Source organism: Campylobacter concisus (genome assembly GCF_902460595.1).
Taxonomy (GTDB): Bacteria; Campylobacterota; Campylobacteria; order Campylobacterales; family Campylobacteraceae; genus Campylobacter_A; species Campylobacter_A concisus_BL.
In genome coordinates, this window is sequence record NZ_CABPVA010000005.1 from 61,954 (window position 1) to 72,231 (window position 10,278).

General features: G+C 41.2%; 11 protein-coding genes. All 11 read left to right on the top strand.

Features of this window, described 5'->3' with window-relative positions; genetic code table 11:
• Nucleotides 1-56 precede the first annotated feature (56 nt).
• The 11 genes from F3G86_RS09020 to F3G86_RS09070 all read left to right on the top strand — a co-directional run bounded on the left by F3G86_RS09020 (nucleotide 57) and on the right by F3G86_RS09070 (nucleotide 10,164).
• A complete protein-coding gene (locus tag F3G86_RS09020; RefSeq protein WP_149723661.1) occupies nucleotides 57-875 on the top strand; it encodes an ATP-dependent protease in 819 nt (272 codons plus the stop codon).
• 12 nt (nucleotides 876-887) lie between these two features.
• Nucleotides 888-3,476: a Sec-dependent nitrous-oxide reductase gene (gene nosZ, locus F3G86_RS09025; RefSeq protein ID WP_149723662.1), complete on the top strand. Its 2,589-nt coding sequence runs from the start codon at nucleotides 888-890 to the stop codon at nucleotides 3,474-3,476.
• A gap of 81 nt (nucleotides 3,477-3,557) precedes the next feature.
• Entirely contained in the window at nucleotides 3,558-4,313 is a 756-nt protein-coding gene (locus F3G86_RS09030) for a hypothetical protein (protein WP_021087210.1), read from the top strand.
• Entirely contained in the window at nucleotides 4,306-5,562 is a 1,257-nt protein-coding gene (locus tag F3G86_RS09035) for a nitrous oxide reductase family maturation protein NosD (protein WP_149723663.1), read from the top strand. Before F3G86_RS09030 ends, F3G86_RS09035 begins: the two co-directional genes overlap by 8 nt.
• A complete protein-coding gene (locus F3G86_RS09040) occupies nucleotides 5,555-6,232 on the top strand; it encodes a 4Fe-4S dicluster domain-containing protein (RefSeq protein WP_149723664.1) in 678 nt (225 codons plus the stop codon). The genes F3G86_RS09035 and F3G86_RS09040 overlap by 8 nt, the downstream gene beginning before the upstream one ends.
• A complete protein-coding gene (locus tag F3G86_RS09045; protein ID WP_149723665.1) occupies nucleotides 6,229-6,780 on the top strand; it encodes a c-type cytochrome in 552 nt (183 codons plus the stop codon). The genes F3G86_RS09040 and F3G86_RS09045 overlap by 4 nt, the downstream gene beginning before the upstream one ends.
• Nucleotides 6,777-7,238: a c-type cytochrome gene (locus tag F3G86_RS09050; protein WP_103613217.1), complete on the top strand. Its 462-nt coding sequence runs from the start codon at nucleotides 6,777-6,779 to the stop codon at nucleotides 7,236-7,238. The genes F3G86_RS09045 and F3G86_RS09050 overlap by 4 nt, the downstream gene beginning before the upstream one ends.
• A gap of 2 nt (nucleotides 7,239-7,240) precedes the next feature.
• Nucleotides 7,241-8,140, top strand: a complete 900-nt coding sequence (locus tag F3G86_RS09055; protein ID WP_149723666.1) for a NapH/MauN family ferredoxin-type protein — start codon at nucleotides 7,241-7,243, stop codon at nucleotides 8,138-8,140.
• Nucleotides 8,141-8,149: 9 nt separating this feature from the next.
• The gene (locus tag F3G86_RS09060) at nucleotides 8,150-8,803 is read left to right on the top strand and encodes an ABC transporter ATP-binding protein (protein ID WP_103580951.1); all 654 of its coding nucleotides are present in this window, start codon (nucleotides 8,150-8,152) and stop codon (nucleotides 8,801-8,803) included.
• Nucleotides 8,796-9,623 carry an ABC transporter permease gene (locus tag F3G86_RS09065; protein WP_009295293.1) on the top strand — a complete coding sequence of 276 codons (828 nt, stop codon included), beginning with the start codon at nucleotides 8,796-8,798 and terminating at the stop codon, nucleotides 9,621-9,623. Before F3G86_RS09060 ends, F3G86_RS09065 begins: the two co-directional genes overlap by 8 nt.
• 133 nt (nucleotides 9,624-9,756) lie before the next feature.
• Nucleotides 9,757-10,164 carry a tetratricopeptide repeat protein gene (locus F3G86_RS09070; RefSeq protein ID WP_103559177.1) on the top strand — a complete coding sequence of 136 codons (408 nt, stop codon included), beginning with the start codon at nucleotides 9,757-9,759 and terminating at the stop codon, nucleotides 10,162-10,164.
• Nucleotides 10,165-10,278: the final 114 nt, after the last annotated feature.

Genomic DNA, 10,278 nt, shown 5'->3' on the forward strand with positions numbered 1-10,278 from the left:
GTTATGCTTGTATAGTTTTTACAAATTTTAAATTTACGATGAAAGCAACCTAGATAATGAAATTTCTGCTATGTCTTAGCTTATCTTTGATAGTGCTTTTTGCCGAAGAAAGAGGTTGTTTTGTCGATGAAAATAGTCAAAACATCATCTTTGTAAAAGATGGCGAGACAAAAAGCCTAGGACTAAAGGAGAAAATTTACAAAGATCAAAGATGTGCTTTTGATGAGAGCTCTTTTTACGTTGCAAATTTAAACAACGAGGTTGTAAAGGTAGCTAGCGAGAAGGAATTTTTATTTGCTCTGCCAAATGTTGGCTGTAAGGTTTCAAATATCTTGCTAGATAAAGAGAAAATTTACGTCGCTTGCGATATGGCAAATGTCGTAACGATCGCTATTTTTGACAAGAGTTCTAAAAAATTTATATCAAAAAATTTTAACAATGTTTATAAAATTTCTAGCTTTTTACCGCTTAGCGGTGGAGTGTTTTTTACAAGCTTTAATGGCAAGGCGTTTTTGCTTGATAGCAAGCTTAACGCAAAAGAGCAAAAAAGCATTGGCTTTGCGCCCATTAGTGCTTGTAAATTTAGTGATGATGAAATTTTCATAGGCTTTAGAAACGGAGAAATTTTAGATCTTAAAAGTGGAGCTAAAAAACAAGTTTTAAGATCTAAAATTTCAGCTCTTGCTTGCGCGGGAGATGAGGTTTTGGTAGCTAGCGAGGACGGAGCGATCTATAAATTTGACAAAAGCTTTAAGCTAAAGGGTAAAAAGGAGCTTTTTAGCGGCGAGATAAAAGAAATTTTTATAGATAAAAACGTGCTTGTTGGCGTGGATCTAGGTAATAAGACAAAGAGTTTAGAGATAAATTCATTTTAAAAAGGAGAGTAAATGCAAAAGTTATTTTGTGTCGCAAGTGCTGCACTGCTTGGGCTATCTTTAACTGCTGCTTGTGCTGCTAGTAGTGACCTTGAAAAAGTCATGAAAGAGCGCGGGCTAAGCGAAAAAGATGTCCTTGCAGCTGCTAAGACTTACCAGCCAAGCGGTAAAAAAGATGATTTCATCGTCTTTTCATCTGGCGGGCAGAGTGGTCAAGTGCTAGTTTATGGCGTTCCGTCGATGAGAATTTACAAATACATCGGCGTTTTCACCCCAGAGCCTTGGCAAGGATATGGCTATGACGACGAGTCAAAAGCTGTTTTAAAAGAAGGCAACATCAGGGGCAAAGAGATAACTTGGGGCGATACACACCACCCAAATTTCACTGAGAAAAATGGTGAGTATGTTGGTGATTATCTATTTATCAACGACAAGGCAAACCCAAGGATCGCTGTTATAAATTTAAAAGACTTTGAGACAACTCAAATGGTCGTAAACCCTATCATGAAGAGCGACCACGGCGGTAGCTTCATCACTCCAAACAGCGAGTATGTCATCGAAGCCAGCCAGTACGCAGCTCCACTTGATGATAACTACCACTCTATGGACGACTACGAGGCGGTTTATAGAGGTGCTGTGACATTTTGGAAATTTGACTATCCAAAAGGCAAGATCGACGAGAAAGCATCTTTCTCACTTGAGCTTCCTCCATACTGGCAAGACTTAAGTGACGCTGGTAAGGGCGAGAGCTACGGCTGGGGCTTTACAAACTCAATAAATAGCGAGATGTATACAGGTGGTATCGAAAAAGGCCTTCCTCCATTTGAGGCAGGTGCTAGTAGAAATGACACCGACTTCTTACACGTTTATAACTGGCAAATTTTAGAAAAACTTGCACAAGACAAGAAAAACTACAAAGTTGTAAATGGCCACAGGGTAGTTACGATAGAGGCTGCTGTAAAAGCTGGGGCACTATTTTTGATCCCAGAGTCAAAGAGCCCACATGGTTGTGACGTAACACCAGATGGTAGATACATCATCGTTGGCGGTAAGCTTGATACTCACGCATCAGTTTATGACTTTAAAAAGATCAAAGAGCTAATCGACAAAAAAGAGTACGCTGGCACTGACCCATACGGCATACCTATCTTAGATAGAGAAAAGACAATGCACGGACAAGTCGAACTTGGCCTTGGACCACTGCACACATCATTTGACTCACAAGATGGCATACTTTATACTTCACTTTACGTTGATAGCCAAATCGTAAAATGGGACTACAAAAATTTAAAAGTGCTTGATAAGGTAAATGTTCATTACAACATCGGTCACCTTGATACAATGGAGGGCAAATCAGCAAAACCTAAGGGCAAATACGCAATCGCACTTGATAAACTTTCAATCGATCGCTTTAACCCAGTTGGCCCACTTCATCCACAAAACCACCAGTTAATAGACATCACTGGTGCAAAAATGGATCTAATCTATGATATGCCTATCCCACTTGGTGAACCACACGACGTTGTCTCAATCGCTGCTAGCAAGCTAACTCCAGCGCTTACTTACAACATGGGTACAAACTCAAGAACAGGCGAGGCTAGCCCATACGCAACTCTAGCTGGTCAAGAAAGAGTTGAGAGAAACGGCAAAAACGTAACTGTCTATGCGACAATGATCAGAAGCCACATCAACCCAGAGCACATCGAGGTAAATAAAGGCGATAACGTAACAATTCACCTAACAAACCTAGAGCGCGCTCAAGATGAGACTCACGGCTTTGGCATCGACCTTTACAACATCCACGCTTCACTAGAGCCTGGCAAAACTGCTTCAGTAAATTTCGTAGCTGATATGGAAGGCGTCTTCCCATACTACTGCACCGAGTTTTGTTCAGCACTTCACCTAGAGATGATGGGTTACTTACTTGTTAAAGATCCAAATAAAAAATATGAATCTGCAAAAAATAGCAAGCTAAAAACTCTAAGCCCAGAGGCTCTAAAAGCTGAGTACGACAAAGTAATCGCAACTAACAAAGCAACTGATGATGTTATCCAAGAGGTTGTTAAATACCTAAAAGAGAAACATTATGAGAAATATCCAAAAGTAAAAGCTTTGGTTGATGACGCACTTGATCAATATGGCCACATCAAAGAGGTAAAAGCTAAAGCTGACGAGGCTTACAAAAAAGGCGACGTAAATGGCGCTATCCTTTGGGAGTACCAAGTATGGCAATACATGGTAAAAACTGCCGACGTTGGTCTAAGAGCTAAAAACAACCTAGCTAAAGAGATCGCAACTCCGATGAGCCCAGCTGCTGCAAAAGGCGAAGAAGCTTATCTAAAAGGCGGATGTAATGGCTGCCACGTTATCGGTCAAGTAAGCTCAGGCCCAGATCTAACTGGCGTCTTGCTAAGACATGAAAACGGCGAAAAATGGGTAGCAGACTTTATAAAAGATCCTGCTAAATTCTATAACGACGACTACGTTAAAGCGATGATTGATTTCTTTAAACTTAGAATGCCAAATCAGCACATGAACGACGAAGAGATCAAAAATATCATCCAGTATCTAAAATGGATAGACGAAAACGCAGGTATGTAGTTTTAAGGGGCATTTTTGCCCCTTTTAAATTTTAAAATTTAACTTTTGCTAGGCTAAATTTTAAAATTTAAAGGAGAGATTATGAGTAAATATAAAATTTATACCATTGTTGCACTTATCATTATGAGCGTTTGTTTTACTCTGCCAGTTCTTGGCTGGCACGGAGCAAAGGAGCGTATAGCTAATGGCGACGAGCTACCATCTTATGCTTACACTATCTATGATCTTTATAGCTCATTTCAGTATAAAAACCACCTTTTACCAAAAGAGGTGGCAAGCGATCTTCATAAGATGATCGAGCAAAAAGCAGAGATCGGCACGCCATCTCTTCCTATCTGGTACGTATCTCTTGAAGCGCCAAACTATCCAAAGGCAGCCTTTCCAGATGGCATCCCAGTATATTTTCACGTAGATGGATATAGTGGCGACGTGCACGAGATGAATACGATAAACCACTACATCGGCATGTATCCTATGGAGCATGGCGGCAATGTCGAGCGAGCGATTGCACCTTATTATCTACTTATCGCCACACTTTGCATGCTTGCGTTTTTATACTATGACGGTAAATTTAACTCACTTCTTATGGTGCCAACCATCATCGCACCTGTGCTATTTATGAGTGCATTTGTGGGCTGGCTATACTGGTATGGACACAACATGCAAGAGTGGGGCGCCTTTAAGATCAAGCCATTTATGCCAACGGTCTTAGGCGATGGTAGCGTGGCGCACTTTACAACGCACTCATACCCAACTATCGGCTTTTGGGTGATGATGGTTATGAGCGTGCTTTGCATACTTGCCGTATTTTCAAAGAAAAAAGAGCTAAATGCGTAAAATTTGTAAATTTGCCCTTGTTTTTTTGCCACTTTTTGGCTTTGCAAACGTCCTTCAAGATGCGATAAATAACGCTAGCCCTGGCGATGTGATAAAGCTGGGGGATGCCGTTTATGAAGGTGGCATAACGATAAATAAGCCTCTTACGATCATCGGCGAGGGCAAAAATGCCCACATAAAAGGTGACGGCAAGGGCAGCGTTATAAAGATCATCGCTTCAAACGTGACACTTAAAAATTTAAAGATAAGTGGCAGTGGCAACGATCTTGGCGAGCTTGATGCTGGCATAGGCTGTGACAAGGCAAATAACGTTGAAATTTCTAAAAACGACATAAGCGATGTGCTTTTTGGGATTGACTTTAAAGAGTGCAGTAGCTCAAAGATCACCGAAAACAACATCACCTCAAAAAAAGGCGCTAGCCTTGGCTTTAGAGGCGATGCGGTGAGACTTTGGTATAGCCACGAAAATTTGATCGAGCGCAACAACATCCGCGACAGCCGTGACATGGTCGCATGGTATGCAAGCCACAATAAATTTCTAAGCAACAAAGCAGTTGGCAGCAGATACTCGCTGCATTTTATGTATGCTAATCAAAATTTAGTCGAAAATAACGAATTTATCGGCAATGCTGTTGGTATGTTTTTTATGTATTCGGCTAGTTCAAATATAAAAAATAATCTCGTTATGGATAGTGACGGCGCCTTTGGCATCGGCATCGGACTAAAGGACGTTTCTGACTTTACGATAGAAAATAACACCCTTGTCTATAACGCGCGTGGCATCTTGCTTGATAACTCTCCGTTTCAGCCAGGATCAACTATAAATTTTGTAGGCAATAAAATTTTACACAACGTAGTTGGCGTCTATTTTCACGCTACGCAAGGCACAAGCATCTTTGAAAACAACGACTTTATCGGCAACATGGACATCGTCGTAAACGACACCCCAGGCGAAAAGATGCTACTAAATAGATGGAGCAAGAACTATTATGATGAGTATGAGAGCTTTGATAGAGATAAAGATGGCTACGGTGACACGCCATTTTTGCACCTCTCATACATCGATCAGCTCTGGCAGTACTATCCAAATTTGCAGTTTTTCTATGGCTCAAGCGTCTTTAGCGTCTTAAATTTCTTAGCCAAACTCGCTCCATTTTCTGAACCGATAAAGCTACTTGAAGATAGTTCGCCTAGGATAAAACCGCTTGATGTTTCAAATTTCAACGCTTTAAAGGCGAAACGTGGATAGAAGAAATTTTATGATAATAGGCTCGGCCGCAGCGGTGGCTGGATACGCCATAGGCAAGTTTTTGCCAAAAAGTAGTGGCGACAAACTCTATCTTAGGCCACCAGGTGCTGTTGATGACTTTGATGATCTTTGCGTAAAATGTGGTCAGTGCGTGCAAGTCTGCCCTTATCACAGTATAAATTTACTTGACATAGAAGATGGCTACTCAAGTGGCTCAGCTCACATCGACGCCAAAGAGCGAGGCTGCTACTTGTGCGACCTTTTCCCATGCGTGCTAGCCTGTCCTAGCGGTGCGCTCGATCATGCGACAAAGGTCGTGGGCGATGTCAAAATGGGCGTTGCAGTTTTAAGTGACACGGCTGCCTGTTTGAGCGTTAAAAGAGAAAATTTAAGCGAAACTGGCGTTAAACATCTGCTTGATCGCAAAGCCTATAATGACAGAGAAGAGGCGCTAAAAGATAAGATAAAAGGCAAGATCGGTCAAATTTGCGATCTTTGTGTCATGCTTTGCCCAGTTGGCGATAGCGCGATAGCAATGAGCGAGGCAAATTTACCACTCATAAAAAATGGCTGCGTGGGTTGTGGTGTTTGCGCTGAGGTCTGCCCAGCAAAGATCATAAATATCGCTCCAAAGATGAGTTATGATGAAATTTACAAGGAGAAAAAATGAGAACAATAATACCTTTAATAGCTGCTGCGTTGATATTTGTCGGCTGTGAAAAGAGCGAGGACAAAGCGCAAGAGGCTGCTAGCGAGCAAGGCGCAAAGGTGGCGACAAGTGCTAGCATAAAGGTCGAAAAAAATGAAAACAACGAGAGTGCAAATAAGCAAAATGAATTTATAAAATACGACATGCACGGCGAAAAAAGCGTAAAATTTGGACTTGAAGATAACAACGTAAGCCGCCAGATCGGAGCGCTTGCTATGGTAAAAAGCCCACTTCAAACTATAAATTTAAGGCTTATAAAGGGCAGACTTAGCAAAGACTTCATCACTAAGTGCTCAGCCTGCCACGATGATTATGCAAATGGCATCATCGGACCATCTCTTCTAACAAAGAGCGAGGATGAAATTTTCAAGATGATAAACGCTTATAAAAACAAAGAGAAGGTAAATGTGCTAATGCGTGATCTTGTTAAAAAGATGGATGAGAGTGAGATTAGAAAGCTAGCCAAAGAGATAAGCGATTTTAATGCGCAGTTTAGGAGCAAACAATGAAAATCGGAAAAATCATAACGATCATTTTAGCGGTGCTGATATGCGGCATCATGGTGTTTATGCTAAGCCAAACTCCGCCTAAAAAGGAGAAAGTAGAAACTAGCGTTCAGCCAAAAGTGGAGCAAAATATCTCAAAAGAGCAGTCAAAGTCTAGCGAGGAATTTGCCAGCGAGGATGAGCTAAAAAAGGTAAAAGAGCTAAGCCTAAGCGTGGCTAAGACACAAAATGAAGGCGTTAGTAGGCAGTATCTTACCTCTTGCGCTCCGTGCCACGGCGCAAATGGCAAAGGCATAGTAGCGCCTGACATCACTCATCTAAGCAAAGAAGATCTACTAAAAAAACTAGCTGATTATAAGGCTGGTAAGGTGCAAAACACGCTTATGAAGGGACTACTAACAAACGTTAGTGACAGCGATCTAAACAGCCTTGCTGATGAAATTTCTAAATTTAAAAAGTAAAAATGGATAAATATAACGTTCGCGCGACCGTTAGAAACGTAAGCTTTCTAAGCACGCTAATAACGACTACAAAAGATGGCAAAAAGCGCCCAAGCATACGTTTTTGGCGAATTTTTACTATCGTGCTGGTTCATCTTTTATTTGTGCTCTCTTACAGGGTCGATGTGCAAATTTTAGAGGGCGACATCAGCGCCTCAAGGATACTTGGCTTTCACCTAGCAGATGCATTTATGAGCTTGCAAGTCTTTTTAGCAACGCATGAAATTCATGTAAATTTACTAATCGGCTCGCTTAGCATCCTAGCCTTTTACATCATTTTTGGTGGCAGGGGCTTTTGCTCGTGGGTTTGTCCGTACTCACTTATAAGCGAGATAGCTGAGAAAATTCATGAAAATTTACGCGCCAAAAAGATAGTAAAACCGCGAGTTTTTGACACAAAGTGGCGATACGCTTTTACCATTTTGTTTTTGGCTCTTAGCTTTGCTAGCTCAAGCCTTGTCTTTGAAATTTTTAACGTCGTTGGGATATTTTCAAGATTTATCATCTATGGCTACTTTCACGCTATCTGGCTAGTTGTGGCTATGCTTGTGGTTGAGATTTTCTTCTCACGCAGGGCTTGGTGCAGATATGTCTGCCCTATTGGAGCGACTTATTCGCTACTAGCAAAGCCAAATGCTATAAAGGTCAGCTGGGATAAAGAAAAGTGCGACCACTGCTTAGTTTGCACTGATGTTTGCCTAGTGTCACACGTGCTTTTTATGACAAAAAAGGGGGCAAAAACTGATGATAGTAAAAAGCTCTTTAGGATAGCTGGGGCTGACTGCACGCTTTGTGGCAGGTGTATCGACGTTTGCCACCAAGATGCGCTTAAATTTGACAACGGCTTTAAGAAACTCATATAAGGAAATTTTTTGATAGATATAAAAGAAGTAACGAAAATTTTTGGCTCGCAAAAGATACTTGATAGCGTTAGCTTAAATGTAAAAGCTGGCGAAAAGATAGCGATACTTGGGCAAAATGGAGCTGGTAAAAGCTCGCTCATGCGTATCATCTTGGGCGAGTTTGTGCCAAATAGCGGAAGCGTCGCGATAAATGGCGTAAATACCCTAAAAGATAGAAAAGAGGCGCTAAAGTTTATCTCATTTGTGCCGCAAACCCCGCCACCACTTAAATTTAGCCTGCGTGAGCTTTGCGAGTTTGTCTGCAAAAGCTCAAATGTCAAATTTGAAGAGATAGAGAAATTTAGCAAGCTTTTAGAGCTTGACCTGCATGCAAATTTAAACAAGTCCTTTTACAAGCTCTCTGGCGGCATGAAGCAAAAGATGTTAATAGCCATCGCATTTGCCAAAGATAGTGAAATTTTGATGTTTGACGAGCCAACGGCAAATTTAGATGTAAAAGCAAGGGAGTCTTTTAAAAATTTGCTAGATAATTTCACGCAAAAAAAGACGCTAGTTTTCATCTCGCACCGCATAGATGAGATCGCTCATTTGCTTGATAGATGCGTCTATATGGACCTTGGCAAGATCATCAAAGAAGAAAATTTAAGGAGCAAGAGTGAATAACCTTTTTTTAATAGCAAAACTAGACGTCAAAGAGTCGTTTCGCTCGAGGTGGTTTGCGATCTATGCTCTTCTTTTTTCTGCTTTGATGATAGGATTTTTATTTAGCGGAGTGACCGACTCGCGCGTGCTTGGCTTTTCTGGGCTAACAAGGGCGCTACTTTTGTTTATACAAATTTGCGTCATCATCGTGCCGATATTTATCCTCATTTCAACCGTTAGAAGTATAAATCAAGACAGGGACACAAACCTGCTTGAGTACGTGCTAAGCTTCCCGCTAAGCCTTAAAGAGTACTACTTTGGCAAGGCGCTTGGGCGGACATTTGTCGTTTTTGTGCCGCTTTTGTTCTCGCTTTTGCTTTGCGTGGTGGTTGGCTTTATAAAGGGCGTGTCGATACCTTGGGGCGTGCTGGTGCTTTACTTTGGCCTACTTTTTAGCCTAAGTATCGTATTTTTGTCGCTTGGCTTTTTCATCTCAAGCCTTATCAAAAACCAAGAAACAGGACAAGGCGTGGCGTTTTTGCTCTGGCTTATCATGCTAGCTTTTATCGACCTAGCGCTCATTGGACTGCTTATGCGAAGCTCTGTCGATGAGTACGTCATCTACTCTATTGCGATGTTAAATCCGATCGAGCTTTTTAGGATAGCAGCGCTTAGCCTTTTTGATCCAAATTTAGCAGTCATCGGCACTGCGTCTTACTTTATCTTAGGCACATTTTCAAAAGCGACTTTCGTAGCTTATGCTATCATCTATCCTTTGGTGCTTGGCGCGATCTTGCTAGTTTGCGGCTATTTGGGCTTTAGCAAGAGAGATCTTGTTTGATTGTTTTTTGTTAAATAAGAGTTGGCTTTAAATTTAGACGAGGCTTGTATTATTCCACTTGTCCAACAAGAAACCTCCTTTTTGTAATGACCCCCTTTCCCCCAAAGGGGGTTTATCTCTCTCAAGGAAATTTATGAAAAAATCCATTTTATTTTTAGCCTTTGCCGTTTTATCTCTAAGTGCAAACTGGGATGAAAATATGCAAAACTGCATCAACAAAAGTGACGTAAAAGCTTGCGAGAGCTTTACTAAAAAGCTTTCAAGCGAGTGCGAGAACAAAGACAAAACCTCTTGCTTTTTATATGCTGACATGCTAGGCCGAGGTCTTGGCGTGGAGAAAGATATGGTTAGATCTTATGAGATATTTAAGTCGCTTTGCGAAAATGGCAGTAGCGAAGCTTGCTACGAGCTAGCTACAAAATATCTGCAAGGAAACGGCGTAGAGCAGAGCTTTGATCTATCTGCAAATGCCCTTGATAAAGCTTGCAAGATGGGCAGCAAACGAGCCTGCAACGTCTTAGAACTCGTGCCTAAGAATTAAAATTTATAAAGCTTTTTGCAAATTTTAAAATTTGTCCGACACTTATTTAACTTTATAAAACAAATTTGCAAATTTTAAAACTTTACTCACTCGCCTTAGCAGACTACTAAATTT